The 22,349-nt window shown below is 57.6% G+C and carries 19 protein-coding genes; 8 read left to right on the forward strand and 11 right to left on the reverse strand.

Annotated elements, in window-relative coordinates; genetic code table 11:
- Positions 1-26 precede the first annotated feature (26 nt).
- From DBY66_RS08775 to prfC, 5 genes are all read right to left on the reverse strand, one after another.
- Positions 27-830: a TatD family hydrolase gene (locus DBY66_RS08775; protein ID WP_108569907.1), complete on the reverse strand. Its 804-nt coding sequence runs from the start codon at positions 828-830 to the stop codon at positions 27-29.
- Positions 827-1,879 carry a DUF6363 domain-containing protein gene (locus DBY66_RS08780; protein ID WP_104085438.1) on the reverse strand — a complete coding sequence of 351 codons (1,053 nt, stop codon included), beginning with the start codon at positions 1,877-1,879 and terminating at the stop codon, positions 827-829. Before DBY66_RS08780 ends, DBY66_RS08775 begins: the two co-directional genes overlap by 4 nt.
- Positions 1,880-2,050: 171 nt before the next feature.
- Positions 2,051-2,212 carry a DUF1328 domain-containing protein gene (locus DBY66_RS08785; RefSeq protein WP_065648197.1) on the reverse strand — a complete coding sequence of 54 codons (162 nt, stop codon included), beginning with the start codon at positions 2,210-2,212 and terminating at the stop codon, positions 2,051-2,053.
- A gap of 96 nt (positions 2,213-2,308) precedes the next feature.
- Positions 2,309-2,896 (reverse strand): molecular chaperone OsmY, encoded by a 588-nt coding sequence (osmY, locus tag DBY66_RS08790; RefSeq protein WP_065648196.1) that lies wholly within the window; start codon positions 2,894-2,896, stop codon positions 2,309-2,311.
- 257 nt (positions 2,897-3,153) lie between these two features.
- Positions 3,154-4,743: a peptide chain release factor 3 gene (gene prfC, locus DBY66_RS08795; RefSeq protein WP_039380149.1), complete on the reverse strand. Its 1,590-nt coding sequence runs from the start codon at positions 4,741-4,743 to the stop codon at positions 3,154-3,156.
- Between the two features lie 429 nt (positions 4,744-5,172).
- On the opposite strand from prfC, the gene ftnA reads away from it, so the two are divergent.
- Positions 5,173-5,679: a non-heme ferritin gene (ftnA, locus tag DBY66_RS08800; RefSeq protein WP_039380152.1), complete on the forward strand. Its 507-nt coding sequence runs from the start codon at positions 5,173-5,175 to the stop codon at positions 5,677-5,679.
- A 154-nt stretch (positions 5,680-5,833) separates the two neighbouring features.
- Here the strand turns inward: ftnA and DBY66_RS08805 are convergent, their stop codons facing one another.
- The 3 genes from DBY66_RS08805 to DBY66_RS08815 all read right to left on the reverse strand — a co-directional run bounded on the left by DBY66_RS08805 (position 5,834) and on the right by DBY66_RS08815 (position 11,827).
- Positions 5,834-8,677 (reverse strand): bifunctional diguanylate cyclase/phosphodiesterase, encoded by a 2,844-nt coding sequence (locus DBY66_RS08805; protein ID WP_104085436.1) that lies wholly within the window; start codon positions 8,675-8,677, stop codon positions 5,834-5,836.
- A 278-nt stretch (positions 8,678-8,955) separates the two neighbouring features.
- Entirely contained in the window at positions 8,956-9,558 is a 603-nt protein-coding gene (locus tag DBY66_RS08810; protein WP_108569908.1) for a hypothetical protein, read from the reverse strand.
- 181 nt (positions 9,559-9,739) lie between these two features.
- Positions 9,740-11,827 carry a bifunctional diguanylate cyclase/phosphodiesterase gene (locus DBY66_RS08815; protein ID WP_108569909.1) on the reverse strand — a complete coding sequence of 696 codons (2,088 nt, stop codon included), beginning with the start codon at positions 11,825-11,827 and terminating at the stop codon, positions 9,740-9,742.
- Positions 11,828-12,230: 403 nt separating this feature from the next.
- Here DBY66_RS08815 and DBY66_RS08820 point away from each other — a divergent pair, with 403 nt between their 5' ends.
- From DBY66_RS08820 to DBY66_RS08840, 5 genes are read left to right on the forward strand one after another with little or no spacing between them, the layout of a single operon-like run.
- A complete protein-coding gene (locus DBY66_RS08820; protein WP_039380159.1) occupies positions 12,231-12,800 on the forward strand; it encodes a spore coat protein U domain-containing protein in 570 nt (189 codons plus the stop codon).
- A gap of 53 nt (positions 12,801-12,853) precedes the next feature.
- The gene (locus tag DBY66_RS08825; protein WP_039385638.1) at positions 12,854-13,330 is read left to right on the forward strand and encodes a spore coat U domain-containing protein; all 477 of its coding nucleotides are present in this window, start codon (positions 12,854-12,856) and stop codon (positions 13,328-13,330) included.
- Positions 13,331-13,352: 22 nt separating this feature from the next.
- Positions 13,353-14,042 carry a molecular chaperone gene (locus tag DBY66_RS08830; RefSeq protein ID WP_071669240.1) on the forward strand — a complete coding sequence of 230 codons (690 nt, stop codon included), beginning with the start codon at positions 13,353-13,355 and terminating at the stop codon, positions 14,040-14,042.
- 44 nt (positions 14,043-14,086) lie between these two features.
- Complete coding sequence (locus tag DBY66_RS08835; protein ID WP_233499579.1) at positions 14,087-16,474, forward strand: fimbria/pilus outer membrane usher protein; 2,388 nt, start codon at positions 14,087-14,089, stop codon at positions 16,472-16,474.
- Positions 16,467-17,429 (forward strand): spore coat U domain-containing protein, encoded by a 963-nt coding sequence (locus tag DBY66_RS08840; protein WP_039380166.1) that lies wholly within the window; start codon positions 16,467-16,469, stop codon positions 17,427-17,429. Before DBY66_RS08835 ends, DBY66_RS08840 begins: the two co-directional genes overlap by 8 nt.
- A gap of 39 nt (positions 17,430-17,468) precedes the next feature.
- Here DBY66_RS08840 and DBY66_RS08845 read toward each other — a convergent pair whose 3' ends face one another.
- The 3 genes from DBY66_RS08845 to exbB form a co-directional block, all read right to left on the reverse strand.
- Positions 17,469-18,791, reverse strand: a complete 1,323-nt coding sequence (locus DBY66_RS08845) for an MFS transporter (protein WP_108569911.1) — start codon at positions 18,789-18,791, stop codon at positions 17,469-17,471.
- 202 nt (positions 18,792-18,993) lie between these two features.
- Positions 18,994-19,416, reverse strand: coding sequence for a TonB system transport protein ExbD (gene exbD / locus DBY66_RS08850; RefSeq protein WP_039380171.1), 423 nt, complete (start codon positions 19,414-19,416; stop codon positions 18,994-18,996).
- A 5-nt stretch (positions 19,417-19,421) separates the two neighbouring features.
- Positions 19,422-20,150, reverse strand: a complete 729-nt coding sequence (gene exbB / locus DBY66_RS08855; RefSeq protein WP_186368988.1) for a tol-pal system-associated acyl-CoA thioesterase — start codon at positions 20,148-20,150, stop codon at positions 19,422-19,424.
- A 246-nt stretch (positions 20,151-20,396) separates the two neighbouring features.
- On the opposite strand from exbB, the gene metC reads away from it, so the two are divergent.
- Both metC and DBY66_RS08865 read left to right on the forward strand, forming a co-directional pair.
- Positions 20,397-21,587, forward strand: a complete 1,191-nt coding sequence (gene metC, locus DBY66_RS08860) for a cystathionine beta-lyase (protein ID WP_104085429.1) — start codon at positions 20,397-20,399, stop codon at positions 21,585-21,587.
- A 97-nt stretch (positions 21,588-21,684) separates the two neighbouring features.
- Positions 21,685-22,347 (forward strand): DedA family protein, encoded by a 663-nt coding sequence (locus tag DBY66_RS08865; RefSeq protein WP_108569912.1) that lies wholly within the window; start codon positions 21,685-21,687, stop codon positions 22,345-22,347.
- Positions 22,348-22,349 lie beyond the last annotated feature (2 nt).

The raw sequence follows: 22,349 nt of genomic DNA on the forward strand, positions 1-22,349 counted from the left end.
ATCACAAAATCGCGCGCTGAATGGTATCACTCTGATAGATCGCCGGACGGCGATCGGGAAGAAAATGCAAATATACGCAGGCTGTTCTGCCACAGCGCATCGGCAATCACGTCAGCCGGTTCAGGACGCAGCGTGCACAATACCTCAAACACATTGCGCGCCCGCTCAGGCCGGTTGGGCTCTCCCTGAAAACCCTGCAGCGGCATATCCGGTGCGTCAGTCTCCAGCAGCAGCGACGCCAGCGGCAGGCTGGCAATGGTATGGCGGGTTTTGCTGGCGCGCTCCCAGGTAATGGTGCCTCCCACGCCGATGGCATAGCCGAGCTGGATAAAGCGCTCTGCCTGCTGCTGGCTGCCGGCAAAGCCGTGCACGACGCCGCGCCGCGGCAGATTATGGCGCCGCAGCAGCATCGCCAGCTGATCGTGGGTGCGGCGGGAGTGCAGGATCACCGGCAGATCAAAACGTTTTGCCAGAATGAACTGCGCGTTCAGCAGTCGCGTCTGCTTGTCGAAATCGGGATCGTTCATATAGAGATCCAGTCCGATCTCACCGATCGCTACGCAGTTGCTCTCTGCCTGTGCCAGATACTGCGCGAGCAGATCCAGATGATCGTCCTGATGACGGGCAATATTGATCGGATGCAGGCCCAGCGCCGCATAGAGCGCCGAGTGATCTTTTGCCAGCTGCATAACGCGTGCAAAACGACTCGCTTCTGTCGATGGCACAATAATGCGCTCTACGCCGGCGGCGGCGGCGCGGGCAATGCTTGCGACCGCATCATCAACAAACGGCGGGAAATCAAAATGGCAGTGCGTGTCGATAAATTTCATGCCAGCGATCCTTCATCCCAGGCAGCATCGTTCCCCGCCAGCGGCGGCGTGTGTAGCGGTCGCGTATGCGGTGCATTGGCAGCGGCGGCGGGCGGTGCAATCGGCAGCGATCGGCGTGCCGGCTCTGCATCACTCAACCACTGCCCCAGCGTAGCCAGAAAGTAGCGTCCGCTGCGTCGGCCAAGATGATAATCGTGGTTCAGCGCGGCCACGCGGCTGCCGAGCGCCATGCTGGCCAGCGGGCGCGGCGGGCAAATTTCCACAATGCGCAGATTACCCGGCGGCTGTTCAATAAACTGCTGGATCTCGCGATAGCTCGCTTCATGATGATGCAGGATGTTGATCATCGGCTGCAGCGCACTGTCACCCAGCCAGCGCTCCATCCGCTGGAACCATTGCGGCGTATAGAACATCTGCGAAGGCGTGGTCCGGATCACCACAATGGTATCCGCGCCGCGTCGCGCGGCTTCACGCACCGGAATGGCGTCGCTGATGCCGCCATCCAGATAGCTGACGCCATCCATCAGCACGCCGCTGCGATAAAAGCCAGGAATAGCGCTGGATGCTTTGATAATGTCATGCCAGGTCAGCTCATCAGGCCTGAAATAGCGTGCCTGATAATCGTCACTGCGGCAGGCGCACATATAAAATTCGCTGCCACCGGCAAACAGTTTCTGCGCGCTGCTGAACGCCAGAGGAAATTCACTGCGGGTAATATCGATTAGCCAGTCGAGATCGATAAGATGTCCACCGCGCACAAAGCGCAGCGGATCGAAAAACTGCTTACTGGTGGTATAGCGGGTAATAACACGTCGGGCATAGCCCGGCTGAGCGCAGACAAAGGCGGAGAGATTTTGCGCGCCGGCGGAGGTGCCCAGCATCAGATGAAAAGGGTTAAATCCGGCCCGCTGGAATGCGTCCAGTACGCCTGCGGTGAATATTCCGCGCTGGCCGCCGCCTTCACAGACAAGTGCAATTTTGCGGGATTTAAATGGCTGAAGCGCCAGCGGTTCAAAGGAACCAAGTGAAACCGGAATGCGTATACCCAATGGCGTACCCTCAGTAGTTACTGCTCTGAGGGAGGCCAGAGCGGCATCCCGGAGAACCAGTCATTGTCATTCCCTGACCCACTGCACGGGCAGCTGCGACGGCAGACAATGCCGTCAATGACTGGCCTCCGCTTTACATCACTAGCGGGTTACTGCAATTGATGTGTCTGGTCAGAGTTTTTTGCGCCCGGTAAACAGGCTAACCAGGAACAGAATAATACCGACAATAAAGACAATTTTAGCTGCCCATGCTGCCGTACCTGCCAGACCGCCGAATCCTAAGGCTGCCGCGATCAGTGCAATGACCAGAAAGATAATACCCCAACGAAACATAAGCCTCTCCTTTACCATAGTAGAAATCGAACTGCTTATTCTTCACTTCACTGTTTTATTGCGGAACAGCATCAGAGCGATGCCGTTCCGGCTGCGTTAAGATTTCACCTTGAGGTCATTCTTCACGCTTTTCACGCCTTCAATGGCTTTTGCGATCTTCTCAGCACGCTCAGACTGTGCCTGATTCGCAACTTCTCCTGACAGCTGAACCACGCCATCGGTGGTTTCCACCTTCACATTGCGCGATGGAACAATGTCGTCTGCTAACAGCTTAGCTTTAATTTCGCTGGTTGTGGCGGCATCACCGGCATAACCTTTCAGCGAGCCTTCTTTATTGTCTCTGACGTGTAGTTTGTCACTGACGGATTTCACTCCTTCAACTTTCTGCACCAGAGCGACAGCCTTTTCAGCCTGATCCTGCGAGGCAACGAAACCGCTTAATGTCACCACACCCTGCTGCGTTTTGACGGAGATATCCGTGCTTTTAATCGCGTCATCATCAACCAGCGCCGCTTTGGCTTTGGCTGTAATGCCGCTGTCATCCATAAAACCATCGACTTTTTTCATAGAACTATCGATTTTGGAACCCGTCGAGCTGGTATCAGCAGCAAATGCCGCACCGCTTAACAGCGCCGTACCGGCCAGTGCAGCAATCAGGGTCTTGGCAATCTTAGTCTTATTCATCGATATGATCCTTCTATCAGTTAATTCACCCGCAAGCGCGAATGCACAACAGCTAACGGCGCCGTTGCCTTGATGGACGTAACCAAACTCGCAGGCCTGTTTTTTCGTCCGACAGAATAATCATAGTAGGGATTACAGCTTTTGCTGGCTTTTGTGGTTGATATCTCGCCAGAAAGTCAGAATGACAGCGTAATTAAGAGGAGTCTGTAACAAAAAAAGCAGGACCAGTAATGACTGGTCCTGATAGCGAGGCGGGATCAGTGTTCGCGGGTTTTGCGGAAAACCACGTCAGGATAGCGCTCCTGCGTAATATTCAGGTTAACCATCGTAGGCGCGATATAGGTGAGGTTATCTCCCCCATCCAGCGCCAGATTGACCTCATTTTTACGCTGGAAGTCGTCAAACTTCTTCGCGTCGCTGCACTCTACCCAGCGGGCGGTGGAGACGTTGATCGCTTCATAGATCGCTTCAACGTTGTATTCGCTCTTAAGGCGGGCGACAACCACATCAAACTGCAGCACGCCGACGGCACCAACAATCAGATCGTTGTTATGCACCGGACGGAATACCTGCACGGCGCCCTCTTCAGAGAGCTGAACCAGACCTTTCAGCAGCTGCTTCTGCTTAAGTGGATCGCGCAGACGGATACGGCGGAACAGCTCTGGCGCAAAGTTCGGAATGCCGGTGAACTTCATCGCTTCACCCTGGGTAAAGGTGTCGCCAATCTGAATCGTGCCGTGGTTATGCAGGCCGATGATATCGCCCGGGAACGCCTCTTCAACGTGCGAACGATCGCCTGCCATAAAGGTCAGCGCATCGGAGATCACCACATCTTTGCCGGTACGCACCTGACGCAGTTTCATACCCTTTTCATAACGACCCGATACCACACGCATGAACGCAACGCGGTCGCGGTGTTTGGGATCCATATTCGCCTGAATCTTGAAGACAAAACCGCTGAACTTCTCTTCACGCGCTTCCACAATACGGGTATCGCTTTTACGCGGCATCGGCGCAGGTGCCCAGGAGACCAAGCCATCAAGCATATGATCGACACCAAAGTTGCCCAGCGCAGTGCCGAAGAACACCGGCGTCAGCTCGCCGTTGAGAAACAGCGACTGCTCAAATTCGTGTGAGGCGCCCTGCACCAGCTCCAGCTCATCACGCAGCTGCTGTGCCAGCTCTTCGCCCACCGCCGCGTCGAGATCGGGATTATTCAATCCTTTTACAACGCGCACGTCCTGAATAGTATGGCCTTTACCGCTCTGATAGAGATAGGTTTCATCTTTATAAAGGTGGTAAACCCCTTTAAACAGCTTGCCGCAGCCGATTGGCCAGGTAATGGGGGCGCAGGCGATCTTCAGCTCGCTCTCAACCTCATCCAGCAGCTCCATCGGATCGCGGATGTCGCGGTCCAGTTTGTTCATAAAGGTGATGATGGGCGTATCGCGCAGGCGGGTTACTTCCATCAGCTTGCGGGTACGATCCTCAACCCCTTTCGCGGCATCAATAACCATCAGACAGCAGTCAACGGCGGTCAGCGTGCGATAGGTATCTTCCGAGAAGTCTTCATGCCCCGGCGTATCCAGCAGGTTGACCAGGCTTTCACGATAGGGAAACTGCATCACCGAGGTGGTGATTGAAATACCACGCTGCTTCTCCATTTCCATCCAGTCTGATTTAGCATGCTGGCTGGAGCCGCGGCCTTTAACAGTACCGGCAGTCTGGATAGCCTGTCCGAACAGCAGGACTTTTTCGGTAATTGTGGTTTTACCGGCGTCCGGATGCGAGATAATCGCAAAGGTACGGCGGCGCGCCACTTCTTCTAAAAAGGGAGCATTAGACATGAGTGCGTTCTTCTTCAGGGCGGCGCGTCTGTAACGCGCGGCAGATAAATCGTTCCGGAACCTGTCCGGTGGGTAACAGTGCCAGTGGCAACGCCGTGGCGTCACTGCACAGCAGCGGTTCGCGGCTGCGCTGGCGGTGCTCCGGTTATCCGGTCAGCGTTGAGGCGGCATAGCATACAATATTTCAGCAGGCGGGGAAATCACGACTGTAGCGCGCAGGTAACCTCTTACGGCTCCGTCCGCGTCCGGTCATGGCAGGCGAATGGCAATCAGTTAACAATGAGAATTCGTCGCATTCAGAATATTGAATAATTCCATTTATATTCAATGATATAAATTAAAATTTCGTGCAAAAAACCCTTCACATAAACGCTGATATTGCTGCATAATTCGCCGTAATTTTTCTGACTGCTTAATAAGGACGCAGCTATGTTAACTGCTGAAATGACCTCTCGCCTGAACGACCAGCTTAATCTGGAGTTCTTCTCTGCCAACCTCTATCTGCAGATGAGCGCCTGGTGCAGCGATAAAGGATTTGAAGGGGCCGCCTCTTTCCTGAAAATGCATTCGCGTGAAGAGATGGAGCATATGCAGCGCCTGTTTGATTACGTCAGCGACGCGGGTTCCATGCCGGTACTGGGCAGCATAGCGGCACCGGCTGTCAGCTGGAACTCTCTGAGCGATGTGCTGAGCGAAGCGCTGAAGCATGAGCAGCTGATCACGCAGAAAATCAATGAACTGGTGCACACCGCGCTGACATCGCAGGACTACTCCACTTTTAATTTCCTGCAGTGGTATGTGGCAGAGCAGCATGAAGAAGAGAAATTGTTTAAAACCGTGCTCGATAAACTGGCGCTGGTGGGTAACAAAGGTGAAGGTCTGTTCCTGGTGGACAAGGACCTGGGCCGCATGAACGTGGAAGGTCACGGTCAATAATAAAAAAGATGACATACAGCAAGCAGCAGCGCCCGGTTTTGCCGGGCGTTTTTTTATGCTGAAAGCGTGCGCTCAGAGGACGACGAGCCTGCAGACAGTCAGGAGCACATAAATGCGCCCTCTGCGTTGTCACGTCGTCATCCATGGCGCCATCTTACTCCAGCGCTTTCAGTCGCAGCTCTGAGGGTTGCGGGCGGCCAAACAGATACCCCTGAAACAGCGTGCAGCCCTCTTCACGCAGCTTCGCAAACTGTTCGCTGTTCTCCACGCCTTCCGCCGTGATCTGAATATCCAGGCTGCGGCTCATGCCGGTTATTGCCCGGATGATCGCCAGCGCTTCGCGGCTGTCGCCCATATCGTTGATAAAAGATTTATCGATTTTGATCTTATCGAACGGGAATGAGCGCAGATAGCTGAGCGAAGAGTAGCCGGTGCCAAAATCATCCAGCGCAATCTGTACGCCCAGCGCTTTGAGGTTCTGCAGCGTCCGGATATTGCCCAGCGTATCGTCCAGCAGCACCGACTCCGTGATCTCCATCTCCAGCCGATGCGGTGCCAGACCTGACTCCTTCAGCGCCCCCTCTACCACCGACACCAGCGAGCTGTTTTTAAACTGCAGCGGTGAGAGATTTACCGAAACGGACTGTTCGGTGTTCCAGCTCTGCGCTTCGCGGCACGCCTCATACAGCGCATAGGCACCCAGCATATGAATCAGCCCGGTCTCTTCAGCAATCGGGATGAAATCCACCGGCATGATCAAGCCTTTGACCGGATGGTGCCAGCGCATCAGCGCTTCATAACCAATAATGCCGCTCTGACTGGTAATGGGCTGATAGTAAAGTCTGAGCTGCCGCCCGGTAATCGCATCACGCAGATCGTTTTCAATGATGCGCCGGCTGCGCGCCTGGTCATCCATCTCTGGCGTAAAGTGCTCATAGCGGTTACGGCCGTTACGCTTCGCCTCGTAGAGCGCCATATCGGCGCAGCGCAGCATATGTTCCGGCGTGTTGACGGCCTGGGTGGTCAGGGCGATCCCCACGCTCAGGCCCACGGTAAGATTATGCCCTTCGACATTCATGGGCGGCTGAATCGCCTCGATCAGGCGCTGCGCCACCGTGGCCGCTTCGTCAGCGTTGTGGATATCGGGCAGCACAATAGCAAATTCGTCGCCGCCGATGCGGGCCAGCGTATCACGCTCACGCAGCACGCTGCGCAGCCGCTTAGCCACCGCGCGCAGCAGATCGTCACCAATCTGGTGGCCAAGCGCATCATTCACGTTTTTGAAATTATCGAGGTCGAGACAAAGCGTGGCGCTGATCTGGTTCTGTGCCGTGTCGTTACGCAGCGCTTCGCTGAGTTTTTGCCGGAACAGAATGCGGTTAGGCAGGCTGGTCAGGTTGTCGTGATGCGCCATATGGTGAATACGCGCATCCGCTTCGCGCTGGTCAGTCACATCTTCCACGATCAGCATGACATAATTTTGCCGCATATCTTTGCCGGTGATGGTGGTGGCGCGGGTATGCAGAACCCGCTCACCGCTGGCGGTCAGCAGCAGCTGCTCGCGGGCGTGAATGCCTTCACTGCGCAGCGCAATATCCGCCAGGCTATTAAAGTAGTCGCTCAGTTCGGCAGACATGCACTCGTGCGGACGCTTATGCATGAGCAGCGATCGGCTCAGCCCAAACAGCTGCTCAGCCTTGGCATTCACCATCAGAATTTCGCGGCTGATAGCATCCTCCACAATCACGCAGGAGGGGATGTTGCTGATGATGGTGTCGAGAAAGGTCGACAGCTCCGACATTCTGCTGCTCTGCGCCTGTGCCAGATCGCGCGCGCGCAGAAGCTGCTGCTCATGTTCACGCCGCTCCGTCACGTCGCGCGTGATTTTGGCAAATCCGATCAGGCATCCACTCTCATCATGAATCGCGTCAATTACCACGTGCGCCCAGAAAGCCGATCCATCTTTCCGGTAGCGCCATCCCTCATCTTCAAACCGCCCGGTTTTTAGCGCAATGCCGAGGTTTGCATCCGGCAGATGGAGCTGGCGCTCCTGCGCGCTGTAAAAGAGTGAGAAGTGCTGCCCCACAATCTCATCTGCGCGATATCCTTTAGCGCGCTGCGCCCCGGCGTTCCAGTTAACGACTCGCCCCTTCAGGTCCAGCATGTAGATAGCGTAATCGGTGACGCCCTCCACCAGCAGCCGAAACGTTTTTTCATGTTCGCGCTGCTGGCGCAGCAGCGCCTGCTGTTCAGTGCAGTCGCGGGTAATTTTTGCGTAGCCAATCAGTTTCCCGGCGTCGTCGCGAATTGCGTCGATGATAACGTGCGCCCAGAAAGCGGAACCATCTTTACGATAGCGCCACCCCTCATCTTCAAAACGTCCGGTTTTAAACGCGGTCGTAAGATTCTTTTCCGGTAGATGGTTCAGACGATCCTGCGCGCTGTAAAAGCGGGAGAAGTGCTGTCCGACAATTTCCTCTGCCACGTAGCCTTTTGTCCGCTGAGCCCCGGCATTCCAGTTCTCAACGTTGCCCTCCAGATCCAGCATATAAATCGCATAGTCGGTTACGCCCTCTACCAGTAAACGAAAGCGCTGCTCCTGTTCACGCTGCCTGCGCTGCTGCGCCTGCTGCTGTGTGTAGTCGCGGGTGATTTTGGCAAAACCCAGCAGCTCGCCCTGCTCATCCCGGATAGCGTCAATCACGACGTGAGCCCAGAACGCGCTGCCATCTTTGCGATAGCGCCAGCCTTCGGTTTCAAACTTACCGGTTGCGGCAGCAACAGAGAGACCGCGCTGCGGCGCGCCGTTTTTGCGCTCCTCTTCGCTATAAAACAGCGCAAAATTTTTACCAACGATCTCATCTGGCGTATACCCTTTGGCGCGCTGCGCACCGGTATTCCAGTTAGCAACGGTACCGTCAGGTTTGAGCATGTAAATGGCGTAATCTACGACGCTCTGCACCAGCAGCCGATACATTACATCAGAGTTATTGTTCATATTTTGTGCCTGTTCCGGCCTGATACAGCATCGGCTTTTCAGAAGATTCTTAATTATTTCAGACTTAAACGCAAAAGTGCAGCGCTGACAAGCGCTAATCGATTTCAGACAAAATCTGGCAGGAGTGTTATCGGCAGTGGCGAGAAAACGTTCAGAGAAATGCATCATTCCTCGTGGCTACCTGCTATTTATGGCAGGTCAGTCGGGGAAGAGCGTGCAGGAAAGCCGCATACCGGAGAGAGCCGGTATGGGCAGAGAGACGAGACGCTGTCGCTGGCCTATCGGGCTGCCAGCTGCTGCATAACCGGCAGCCACAGGTCGGTCATCATCCCTTTGCCGCCGGTAAGCGGGTCGCGCGGGGGCAGAGGAACGCGCTGAATTTGCTCTCTGGCTGCACGCAGCCGCGAGGGTTCATTGCGTATTGTTTCGGGCGTCATTCCTTCCGGATAAGCGCCGACCATGAAAAAATCGTCTGACGCGTAAACCTGTTTATGCCCGACGCCTGCCGGGATCAGCACGGCATCACCTTCACGCAGCACCACCATACGCCCGCTGTCGCCGCCCAGCAGGATCTCAGCCCAGCCCGCCCCGACGCCCAGCACCTCATGCGTATTCGGATGATAGTGGGTATAAGGGAATACCGGCGCGCGCCATGCGGCAGGCCAGCCGCTGGCGGTAAAGGTCGTTTCAAACCAGCGTGCGCTATCTTCCGTGTCATCCGGCACCACTCGCGGCCAGATAATCAGCGGCAGCGGGCTGTTCGGCACGCCGCCGCTGGCGTGAGAGAGCCGCAGATGCTGCGGGTTAAAGGAGGCGCCTGCTGAAAAGGTGCCGGCAGCAAACGACATCGATAACAGCAGGCTGGAAGAACAGGACGCCATGAACGTGCTCCGACAAATAATGTTAATTAATTGTGGCAATTTCAGGCGGTAATGCAATGTGGCAATATCTGAAAAAATCCCTGTTAATTAGTCGCTTAGTAACTTAAGCCAAATTTTTCGTTTCGGCGTTGCCGGTTTGTGATAGCGATCGCTCTCCGGCAAAGAGGTTGCAGACGCACACTCAGGCGGTTTTATCCAGATCGCACTGGCTGCTGACAAAATCGGGCAGTTCATTTACGCGCTCAGGTGGCAGCGGCCTGCCGAGCAGGTATCCCTGCAGCGTGTCGCAGCCAAGGCCGGTCAGAAAAGCCTGCTGATCGGGCGTCTCCACCCCTTCCGCGACCACTTTCAGATCCAGCGACTGCGCCAGCGCGACAATAGCGGAGACGATAGTGGCGTCCTCGGAATTTGCCTGCAGCTCATTCACGAACGCGCGGTCGATCTTCAGTTCACTGGCGGGCAGCCGCTTCAGATAGAGCAGGCTGGAGTAGCCGGTTCCGAAGTCATCAATCGACGCCTTTACCCCCATGCTGGTGAGTTCAGTCAGGATACGCACGCTCTCTTCCGGATCGCGCATCGCCGTGGTCTCTGTCACCTCCAGCGTCAGCTGCTCTGCCGGGATCTGATGCGTTTTCAGCGCCTGCGTCACGGTGGTAATCAGCCCGGACTGCTCAAACTGCAGCGCAGAGAGGTTCACCGCAACTGACCAGGCGGTATGCCCCTCCTGATGCCAGCAGTGCAGCTGGCGGCACGCTTCATCGATCACCCAGTTACCTATATTTATGATTAAACCGGTTTTTTCTGCGCCAGGCAGAAACAGATCAGGCGTAAGCAGACCGCGCTGCGGGTGCTGCCAGCGCAGCAGCGCTTCAAAACCGAGAATCGGCCCGCCGGGGGCACAATACTTCGGCTGGTAAAACAGCCGCAGTTCACGGTTATCCAGCGCCTGCCACAGATCGTTGTTAAGCTGCAGCTGCGACTGCGCCAGAATATTCATTGAGGGCTGGAAGAAGGTGTAACCGTTGCGGCCATTGTGTTTGGTGTGGTACATCGCGGCATCAGCGTTAAACATCAGCTCGCGCTCATCTCTGCCGTCGCCAGGATAGACGGCAATCCCGATACTTAAAGAGACCACCAGCTCATAACGCGATATGGCAAACGGCCGGTCAACGGCCTTCACCAGCATATCGGCCACCGAGGCGGCGTCGTTGGGATCGTCAATCTCCAGCAGCAGCACAAACTCATCTCCGCCCATTCGCGCCAGCGTATAGTGCCCCTGCATCTGGCTCATCATACGTTCCGTTACGCTCACCAGCAGTTTATCGCCGATATGGTGCCCGAACGCATCGTTAACCGCTTTAAAACCATCAAGATCCATAAACATCAGTGCAAACTGCGACTTCTCGCGATTGGCTTTGTTGATCGCCTGATCGAGCCGATCCTCCAGTAAAATGCGATTGGGCAGCCGGGTCAGGTTGTCATGCAGCGCCAGCTGGGCCAGTTCACGGTTCGCCTCTGCCAGCGAGCGCGCCAGAATTGACGTGCGCGCCTGCATACGCGCATCCAGCATAGAGACCAGCAGCGTAATGCCGAGTATCGCCAGCGTCACCACGGTGACAATCATCGCCAGCCAGTCGCTGTTTACCCCGTGATGTGTGACGTGGCTGCTCGCCGGAAATCCGGCCGCCGCCATACCGGTGTAGTGCATGCCGGCAATGGCGCACCCCATGACAACCGAGGCGCCAAAACGCAGCAGCGTTACCCGGCCATAGCTGTGACGCAGGTGAAAGGCCAGCCAGAGCGCAGCCCCTGATGCGAGCAGCGCAATCAGCACCGAGACGGCGATCCAGCCCCGGTTCCAGATAATACCCGGCATAAACATCAGCGCCGCCATGCCGGTATAGTGCATAGCCACTACGCCCGACCCCAGCACCAGCGCGCCGCCAGCCAGTCGCCGCCACGGCAGCTCTCCCACGCAGACCAGCCGCAGGGCAAAAATCGAGGCGAGAATAGCAACCAGCATGGAGGCTGCAGTGAGCACCGGATCATAGCTCATCTCCATATCGAGATTCATGGAGAGCATGCCGATGAAATGCATCGCCCAGATTCCTACGCCCATGGCAAAACCGCCACCCAGCAGCCAGATGAGCGCGACGCGACCTGACGAGGAGGCGACCCGGCCTGCCATATCCAGCGCAGTAAAGGAGGCGAGCATGGCGACAATAATTGAAACGATAACCGTGAATGAGTCGTATGACGTTACCAGCATAGGGAAGTCCGGATTAACGCTGTTTCCAGCTATAAAGTCGTGTAAACGGCATCCCTGCAGCTTTTGAACCGCTATCGCCCTTCCTGAACGAGGCAGAAATCCAGCCCTCTTCCCGCGCCAGACGACAGCAGGCTGGCAGCAAGGCCAGCCACTGTTATGACTCTATTATCGGCCTGCGGGCAAAAATAATGAGTAGAAAAAGCGTGTCAGAGATTAGACGTACTACCAGGCTGAACTATAGTAAATAAAACTGATGTAAATCATAAAGCAACCTCAGTGCTAATCTGGGGGAAGCGCCATATATCGCCTTAATTCTCTTTGCCAGCGGCATTTTACGGGTTCGTTTTTTATTAACAGGCCAGGTGGAAAAGCATCGACTCCGGATAATCAGTAAGGAATGATTATGAAACTCAAGCTTTTTCTTATGACCGCAGGCCTGTACACAGGATTGACGTCCGTAACGGCCCTGGCAGCCACCACTACCGGGGCGATCAACGCCACGCTCACGCTGACGACCGGTTGCCTGGTCAACGGTCAGTCAGCCACCACCGGCGTCAATTTCGGTACCCTGAACTTTGGCAGCAGCGCAGCTACCTTTGATACGCTGAATGCCACGCTGGTGGGCGCGGCCGGCAGCGGTATCTATGTGCGCTGCACAACCGGACAGACCTTTAATGTACAGGTCACCAGCAGCAACGGCGCGCCGGGCACGATTTACGGCACCGTCAGCGGCCAGCCGCGCTACCTCATTCTGGGCTCGGATAATACGCGGGGCATCGCCTATACCCTCTACAGCGACGCCGCCTTTACCACCGCGATAGCGAACAACACCAACATTGCCGCCAGCGGCACCACCGATCCGACGCTGGGCACCAACTATGCCATCTATGGTCGGGTCGTCGGCGGCGGCTTTAACCCGCTTATCCCGGCGGGTACCTATACCGACACCATAAACGTGGCGGTGAATTACTGAGCACGGGTGCGCGCGCAGTGAGGCTATCCCTCTCTCTCTGGCGGGCGGCGGGGCTGATAGCAGCCTTCGCCTGCCTGCCGGCAGATGCGCTGCCTGTGGCAAACTTTCAGGTCGCTGCGTCCATCGTGGCGGGCTGCGTGGTGTCGGGCAGCAATACGGGCGTGTTTGGTACGCTCAACTTTGGCTCGCACTCCGGCGTGGCTACGGGAAACTTCAGCGCAAGCTACCTGCAGAGCACAACGCTGAACCTGGCCTGCACGCCAGGCACCGCCGTCAGCATGAGTATTGACGGCGGCGCTAACTACACCTCTGTCCGCAATCTCAAACACACCAGCAGCAGCAATACCGTTGCCTACCGGCTCTTCAGTAACGCTGCGCTGACTGCGCCTATACCCATTAACAGCGCTATAGCGCTGAACTATAGCAATGCGAATACGATTACGCTGCCTGTTTATGGTCAGCTGACGCTGCCTGGCACCGCGCAAGCCGGAACCTATACCGACACGCTGACCGTCACCCTGAGCTGGTGATGCTGAAAAAAAAGGATGAACCATGAGAAACCTGTGCGCGCTGCTTTTGCTGTTAATCATCCCCTCAGTCCGGGCCGCCAACTCGCTGATGATCTGGCCCATTGACCCCGCCATAGCCTCTGAAGATAAAGCCAGCGAGCTCTGGCTGGAGAACCGCGGCAGCAGCAGCACCATTATGCAGGTACGCATTTTTGCCTGGCAGCAGCGCGAGGGCCAGGAGCAGTATCAGACGCAGCAGCAGGTCGCCGCCAGTCCGCCTATGGTGCGGCTGGAGCCGGGGCAAAAACAGCTGGTGCGCCTGATCAAACAGACGCCGCCCCCTGCCGGTCAGGAGAGCGCCTATCGCGTGGTACTTGATGAGATCCCGTCGCCGCGTAAGCCCGGTGATAATCAGGCCGGGCTTAACTTTCAGATGCGCTATTCCGTTCCGCTGTTTGTCTACGGCAGCGGTCTGACGCGCGACAGCGCGAAAGCGGTGCTGAGCTGGCGCGAAGTCAGCAGCGGCGGCAGGCGCTGGCTGGAGCTGACCAACAGCGGCAGCGGCCATGCGCGCCTGAGCAATGTCCGCGCCGGCGGAGCCGCCCTGGGCAACGGCCTGTTTGGCTATGTGCTGGCACACAGCAGCCAGCGCTGGCCGGTCAGCCAGCCCCTGCGCGGAGAGCTGGCAGCCGATGTCAACAACCGCGCCTGGCGCAGTACTGCCGCACGCTAATGACGCCTGCGCCCTCGCGTTATCTGCTGCTGGGCAGCGTACTGATGATCCTGCCCGCGCACGGGCGTGCGGAGAGCTGGTCTGCGCTGCCGCCTCCGCCCGCGCTGGAAAGCAGCGCACAGGGGCAGCAGCTGATGCTGGAGTTAATTATCAATCAGCGCGCGCGCGGCGATATTGTTGCCGTTGAACATCAGCAGGATCATTTCTGGCTGCGCCGCAGCGATCTGCTGCAGGCGGGCGTGGCGGCGGAAAAGCTGCCGGATGAGCGGGTCGATCTTCGGCAGCTGCCTGGCGCGGATGTCACCTATGATGAAACCCGGCAGCGGCTGCTGCTGACGGTGCCGCCGGCCTGGCTGCCGGCGCAGCGGCTCGGGCAGGCTGAGCAGCGTCCCCGCTTTCCGGCGCGCGCCAGCAACGGGGCGCTGCTGAATTACGACGTTTATCTGACCCACACCGACCGGGCCGGCTCACGCCTCTCCTCGTGGAATGAGTTACGGCTGTTCGGCCCGGCAGGACAGTTCTCCTCTAACGGCGTCTATACGCAGCAGCTGAATGGATCGCTCAGCGGTCAGCAGGAGGGATATCTGCGTTACGACACCTGGTTCAGCAATGAGAATGAAGACGCCGCGCTCAGCTGGCGGGTGGGCGACCTTATCACTGACGCCCTGAGCTGGAGCAACAGCGTGCGGCTGGGCGGGGTGCAGATAGCGCGTGATTTCAGCGTGCGTCCCGATTTAGTAACTTATCCGCTGCCTGCCTTCAGCGGCCAGGCGGCGGTGCCCTCCTCGGTCGATCTGTTTATTAACGGCTATCGCAGTGCGCAAACGGCGGTGCAGCCCGGTCCGTGGTCGCTGACCAACATCCCCTTTGTCAATGGTGCCGGGGATGCGGTGATCACCACCACCGATGCGCTGGGGCGTCAGGTCACCACCACGCTGCCCTTTTACGTGTCGGCCAGCCTGTTAAAAAGTGGCCTGTCTGATTACGCCTTCTCTGCCGGCGCTGTCCGGCAAAATTATGGTGTGAAGAGTGCCGACTACGGCGCTGCCGCTGCCAGTGGCTCCTATCGCTACGGTATCAGCGACTGGCTGACGCTGGAGTCGCACGCTGAAGGCAGTGATGACGTTGTCATGGGCGGTGCGGGCGGCCTGCTGAAAGCGGGAAGCCTGGGCGTTATCAACGCGGCGGTGGCGCAGAGCGACGCGCAGGGCCAGAGCGGCACGCAGTACAGCTGGGGATATCAATATAACAACAGCTGGTTCAGCCTTGGCACCCAGCACATTCTGCGCGATACCACGTTCAGTAATCTGGCGCTGATCGGCAGCCGCAGTGAAAGCGCCGACAGCCGCTATTCACTCGCACGTCGCAGCGCACAATATACGGCCAGCCTGTCGCTCAGCGACTACGGCAGTCTGGGACTCGCTTATCTCGATATCAGCGGCGGCTACGGTGAGCGCACGCGTCTGTGGAACCTGACCTGGAGCAAAAACCTGTGGGGCAACAGCAGTCTCTATATCTCAGCCAGCCGCGATCGCGACCTCGGTGGCTGGGACGGAGCGATTTCACTGGTGATCCCGTTTGGTGAACAGAGCAGCGCCTCTGTCAGCGTGGAGCGCGATCGCCAGGGGCGCAGTAACCAGCGGCTGTATGCCTCGCGGGCAATGCCCACCGAGGGGAGGATCGCCTGGGACGCCTCCTGGGCACGTCAGGGGGGCGACAGCGGCGATTATCGTCAGGGCAGCCTGCGCTATCGCAATAACCGGATCGATACCTCAGCCGGATTCTGGGGCGATGATGACAATACAACGCAATGGGCAGATCTCTCCGGTGCGCTGGTGCTGATGGATAACCGCCTCTTTGCTGCTAATGATATCAACGACGCCTTTGTGCTGGTGAAAACCCGCTATCCCGGCGTGACCGTGCGCTACGAGAATCAGGCGATGGGGAAAACTGACGGCCAGGGCTATCTACTGGTCCCGGCGGTCAGCAGCTACTACGGCGCAAAATATGATATCGATACGCTGGATCTGCCTGCCAGCGTCGCCGCATCCCGGGTTGAGCAGCGCATTGCCGTGAAGCGTAAAAGCGGTTTTCTGCTCGACTTCCCGATTGAGCCGCTGCGTGCCGCCAGCGTTATTTTGCACGACACGCGCGGTCAGCCGCTGCCGCTTGCCAGTCAGGTGCTGCGCGCAGGTAAAGAGAGCAGCTATGTCGGCTGGGACGGCATCGTCTGGCTGGAGAATTTGCAGGCGCGTAATACGCTGCAGGTTATCACGCCCGATGGCCGCCAGTGTGAAACCACGTTCAGCGTCGCGCGCGGCGAACCAGAGGCGCTGAAAACCTATGGCCCGCTGGTCTGCGCGCTACCTCTCCCGCAGCCCGGCGCCGGTGCGCTGGCGCAGACACCCTCAGCAGGATTACAACATGATTAAGTTACTATTGATGCTGGCACTGCTGCTGCCCGGCGCCAGCTATGCGCTCTGCCCGCTCTCCGCTTCGCCGGCCAGCTTTGGCAGCCAGACCACCTTTTCTGTGCAATCCCAGGTTATCCCCACGTCCGCCAATACGAATGTCAACTGCGGCTCCGCCACGCTTAATCTGCTGGGCAACGACTATATTGCCTATGCGTTTACCGCTGCCAGCTACCTGAACGGGACCCGCGCCACGCTGAAAGCGAGCGCCGGCGGCAGCGATAACGTTCCGATCCAGCTTTGTGTTGACAGCGCCTGCGCCACCGAGCTGCGTCAGGGCAACAGCTATCGCTGGAACGCCTCGGCGCTGCTGGCGCTGGGCAACAGCCTCAACTTCACTATCCCGCTCTATTTCCGCACCGTGCCGGGCCAGGTGATTGCGGCAGGCACATACACCACCACCCTGACGCTGACGGTAAGCTACAGCGTCTGTACCAGCGCCGGCGTGGCCGGTATCTGTCTGGGAACCGTGCAAGCCAGCAGCGGCACCGCCCTGCCGCTGACCGTGACGCTGGTGGTCACCAACGACTGCACCACCATTACCGCCCCGAACCTCAACTTTGGCAGCGCGCCGCTGGCGGGCAGCTTCTCTGCCGTTCAGCAGACCATCAGCGTGGTCTGCTCTAAAGGGAGCACCTATAGCGTTGGGCTGAGCAACGGCAATAATTTCAGCGGCACCGCGCGGCAGATGGCAAATGGAGCCAGCCGGCTGGCCTATGACATTTATAAAGACGCGGCCACGACCTCGCGCTGGGGACCCTCCGGCAGCGATCGCTGGAGCAGCACAACGTCAACCTCGCTGAATCCCGATACGGTAACGCGCAACTTTACCTACACGGCCCGGATACTGACGACGCAGGCGACGCCGGCAGCCGGAAACTACACGGATAACGTGGTGGTGGACGTGGCGTTTTAGCGGGGAGAGAGCCGGCCGCAGGGCGCGGCCGGAAAAGTATCAGAGTGAGGCGCTGGCGGGCGTTACCGCGTGGCGCTGCTGATACTGTCTCACCATCCGGCCAATCAGCAGTGTGCCTGCCAGTCCGCAGACGGCAGCAAATGAGAGCCAGATGCCGGGCATCGCTTTATCGCCGGTGGCATGAATAAGGTAGCTGGAGATGGCTGGCGTAAAGCCGCCAAACAGTGCGGTCGCCAGGCTGTAGGCCAGGGAAAAGCCGGATGCGCGCACCTCTGCCGGCATAATCTCTGCCAGATAGACCACCATGGCACCGTTGTAGCTGGCATAGAGAAAAGAGAGCCACAGCTCCGCTTCGACCAGATGCGCAAAGCTCGCGGAACCGGTGAGCCAGTGCAGCACCGGCCAGGCCGTCAGGATCATTAGCACGGTAAAGATAATCAGCAGCGGTCGCCGTCCGACCCGATCGGAAAGTGCCCCCATAACCGGCAGCCAGAACAGATTGGATATTCCGACAAACAGCGTTACCAGAAAGCTCTGCTTATCGCTCATCATCAGCACCGTTTTGCCAAAGGTTGGCGTGAAAGCGGTGATCATGTAGAACATAACGGTGGTGGTGACCACCATCAGCATGCCCGCCAGCACCAGCGCCCAGTTCTGTCCGACTGAACGCACAATCTGGCGCATCGAAGGATGCGTTTTACGCTGGCTGAACGCCTCTGTCTCCTCCAGCATGCGGCGGATCCAGAACAGAAACGGCACAATCATACAGCCCACCACAAACGGAATACGCCAGCCCCATTCGGTAACGGCCTCTTTCGCCAGTAAATGATTCAGCCCCAGTCCCAGCAGCGCAGCGAAAATCACCGCCACCTGCTGACTGCCCGACTGCCAGCTGACCCAGAACCCTTTACGTCCTTTGGGCGCAGCTTCTGCGAGATAGACTGAGACGCCGCCGAGTTCTACCCCCGCGGAGAAGCCCTGCAGCAGGCGTCCGAGCAGGATCAAAATTGGTGCCGCGGCGCCAAGCGTGGCGTAACCCGGCACCAGCGCAATGGTCAGTGTGCCAATCGCCATCAGCCCCAGCGTCAGCAGCAGGCCTTTGCGCCGGCCGTGATGGTCGATATAGGCACCCAGCACAATGGCGCCCAGCGGACGCATAAGAAATCCGGCGCCGAAGGTCATCAGCGTCAGCATCAGAGAGGCAAAGGGATCGTCGCCGGGAAAAAAGGTTTTCGCGATGGCGGTGGCGTAGTAGCCAAAGACCATAAAATCATACATCTCAAGAAAGTTACCGCTGGTAACGCTAAAGATGGTTTTCGCCCCGCTGCGCGCAGGTTTTTGCAGAGATAACTGGCTGCTCATACTGTCCTTCCTGGTTTTTTACCCGTTGTAGCCTGCTAAGCCAGGAATGAATGTGATCTGAATCACCATTGTGCTTTACAAAGACTGACAAAAGGTAACAGGAAATTAACAATGCGGGGCGGTTCTGACAGCCGCTCTGCAGAAAGCAGGTATAAAAAAAGCCGCTGTTATCAGCGGCTTTCTCTTCGGCAAAACAGTCCGGCTATTTGCCGGCCGTTTCCATTCCCATCAGGCCAATCTTCAGATAGCCCGCTGCGCGCAGCTGGTCCATCACCGCCATCAGCGTGGCATAGTCCACTGATTGATCGGCCTGGAAGAAGATAGTGGTCTGCTTATCTCCCGCGGTCTGCGCAGTCAGCGCGTTTACCAGCGTCTCTTTCGTCACCGCATCATTGCCGATATAGATCTGCTTATCCGCTTTGATTGAGAGATAGACCGGCTTCTCCGGGCGCGGCTGCGGTGCGCTGGTGGACGCTGGCAGGTTAACGCGTACATCTACCGTTGCCAGTGGTGCCGCCACCATAAAGATAATCAGCAGCACCAGCATAACGTCGATAAACGGCGTGACGTTAATCTCATGCATTTCGCTGTCGCCAGCGGCCTCATCGTTTAAACGCATCGCCATAATGATTATCCTGCGCGCAGCTTATGCGTAGCGGCCGGACGGCTGGTTTCCGCCGCGACGTGCGCCGTGCCGAGATCGAGATCGCGGCTTTGCAGCAGCAGCACCTGGGCTGCGACGTCACCCAGCGACGCTTTATAATTGGCAATCATGCGCGCAAAAACGTTGTAAATAACCACGGCAGGAATAGCGGCAACCAGGCCGACTGCTGTCGCCAGCAGCGCTTCAGCAATGCCAGGCGCGACCACGGCAAGATTGGTGGTCTGCGTTTTAGCGATGCCGATAAAGCTATTCATAATGCCCCATACGGTACCGAACAGGCCGATAAAAGGCGCCACGGAACCGATGGTTGCCAGAAAACCATTGCCGCGCCCGGCATGACGACCGAACGCCCCTACCCGACGCTCAAGGCGAAAACTGGTGCGATCCTTGATGCCCGCCAGATCGTCTGTGCCCGCTGACAGCGTCAGCTCCTCGCGCGCATCGGCCAGCAGTACAGCACTGTGACTGCTGGCTTTAAAGCTCTCTGCCGTACGGTAAGCGTCAGCCAGCGAGCGTGCTGCGCCCAGCGCCTGCTGCTCTTTTTTCAGGCGACGTTTCGCGGCGCTCAGTTCAGCATATTTGCCAAAAAAGATGGCCCAGGTCACGACGGATGCCAGTAACAGGCCAATCATGACAATTTTAACCACGATGTCGGCATGCTGGTACATCCCCCAGACGGAGAGGTCTGTCTGCATTAAATCACTGGCTACCACGCTGCATCTCCAGATTCTGTTGTAGAGTTCACGACTGAAGAGACGATCATAGCAAAAAAAAGGATCTAAGTGATAGTCGTTCTCATTACTATTTACAAAGCAGCGCCTGCTGCTGCTGTGCCTGCACTGCCGGGCTGGTGCCACTCTGATAATCGGTAAACAGGCTCAACCCCTCCCCTGATTCGTGGTAACGTGAATGCTTTGTAAGATGGGTCAGGACAGGCAGTGATGGCTACGAAAAAACTGGATACCGCGCTGGTGAGCGCAGGACGTAATAAACGTTATACGCAGGGCGCGGTGAACAGCGTAATACAGCGCGCCTCATCCCTGGTTTTTGATACCGTCGCGGATAAACAGCGCGCCACCGCCGGGCGGGCTGAAGGCGAACTCTTTTATGGCCGTCGCGGCACGCTTACGCACTTTTCGCTGCAGGATGCGATGACCGAACTGGAAGGTGGCGCAGGCTGTGCACTCTATCCCTGCGGCGCAGCCGCCGTTGCCAACGCCATTCTGGCGTTTGTTGAAGCGGGCGATCACGTGCTGATGAGCGGAGCGGTCTACGAACCGACGCAGGATTTCTGCAGCAAAATCCTCACCAAAATGCAGGTCACCACCACCTGGTTTAATCACTGTATTGGCAGTGAGATCGGTGAACTGGTGCAGCCCAATACCCGCGTGGTGTTTCTTGAGTCGCCGGCGTCGGTGACGATGGAAGTGCAGGATATCCCGGCGATTGTTGCCGCCGTACGTGCCAAAGCGCCCGAGGCGATTATCATGCTGGACAACACCTGGGCGGCGGGCGTGCTGTTTAACGCGCTGTCGTTCGGGATTGATATTTCTATCCAGGCCGGCACCAAATATATCATTGGTCACAGCGACGCCATGATTGGCACCGCGGTGGCCAACGCCCGCTGCTGGCCGCAGCTGCGTGAGAACTCTTACCTGATGGGGCAGATGGTCGATGCGGATACGGCCTATATGGCGAGCCGCGGTCTGCGCACCTTAGGCACCCGCCTGCGCCAGCACGAAGAGAGCGCGCTGCAGGTGGCGGAGTGGCTGACTGGCCGGCCTGAAGTGGCGCGGGTCAATCATCCGGCGCTGGCGCAGAGCCCGGGACACCGTTTCTGGCAGCGCGACTTCAGCGGCAGCAGCGGCCTGTTTTCATTTGTGCTGCATGAGCGGCTGGATGCGCAGCAGCTGGCAAATTATCTCGATCGCTTCCATCATTTCAGCATGGCCTATTCGTGGGGCGGTTATGAGTCGCTGATTCTGGCCAGCCAGCCCGAAGAGCTGGCGGCGATTCGCCCGGCAGGCGGCGTCGACTTTACGGGCACGCTGATACGTCTGCATATCGGTCTGGAGCACGTCAGCGACTTGCTGGCCGATCTGCAGGCGGGTTTTGACCGCTTAACGAATTAAACCAACCTTCAACCATCCGTGGCTCGCCGTGTCAGATCAACGCGCCGGCGGCTGCGGAGGGCTACTATAAAAGCCTTGTAACTCGACGGGATAGCAGATGGGTGTTTTACATGAGATTGTCCAGGCGTTCTGGCATCAGGATTTTGCTGCGCTGGCCAATCCGGATGTCGTATGGATCGTCTACGGCGTGATGTTTCTGACGCTGTTTCTGGAAAATGGCTTGCTGCCGGCGTCGTTTCTGCCGGGTGACAGCCTGCTGCTGCTGGCGGGCGCCATGATTGCTAAAGGCGTAATGGACTTTGTGCCGACCATGGTGATCCTGACCACTGCCGCCAGCCTCGGCTGCTGGCTGAGCTATCTGCAGGGGCGCTGGCTGGGCAATACAAAGCTGGTCAAAAGCTGGCTGATGCATCTGCCCGCGCAGTACCATCAGCGCGCCTGGCATCTGTTTAACCGCCACGGCCTGATGGCGCTGCTGGTGGGCCGTTTCCTGGCGTTTGTGCGCACGCTGCTGCCTACCATGGCGGGTATCTCCGGACTGCGTAACAGCCGTTTTCAGCTGTTTAACTGGTTAAGCGGCGTGTTGTGGGTCGGCATTGTCGTTACGATGGGCTACGGCATCAGCCAGGTGCCGTTTATCAAGCGGCATGAAGATCAGGTTATGGCTATTCTGATGATCCTGCCGCTGGTGCTGCTGTTTACCGGGCTGGCCGGCAGCATTGTGGTGATCTGGAAAAAACGCCGTCAGAAAACCTCTTAATT

The sequence above is a fragment of the Pantoea sp. RIT413 genome, from assembly GCF_003057675.2.
In the GTDB taxonomy this organism is placed as follows: domain Bacteria; phylum Pseudomonadota; class Gammaproteobacteria; order Enterobacterales; family Enterobacteriaceae; genus Pantoea; species Pantoea eucrina.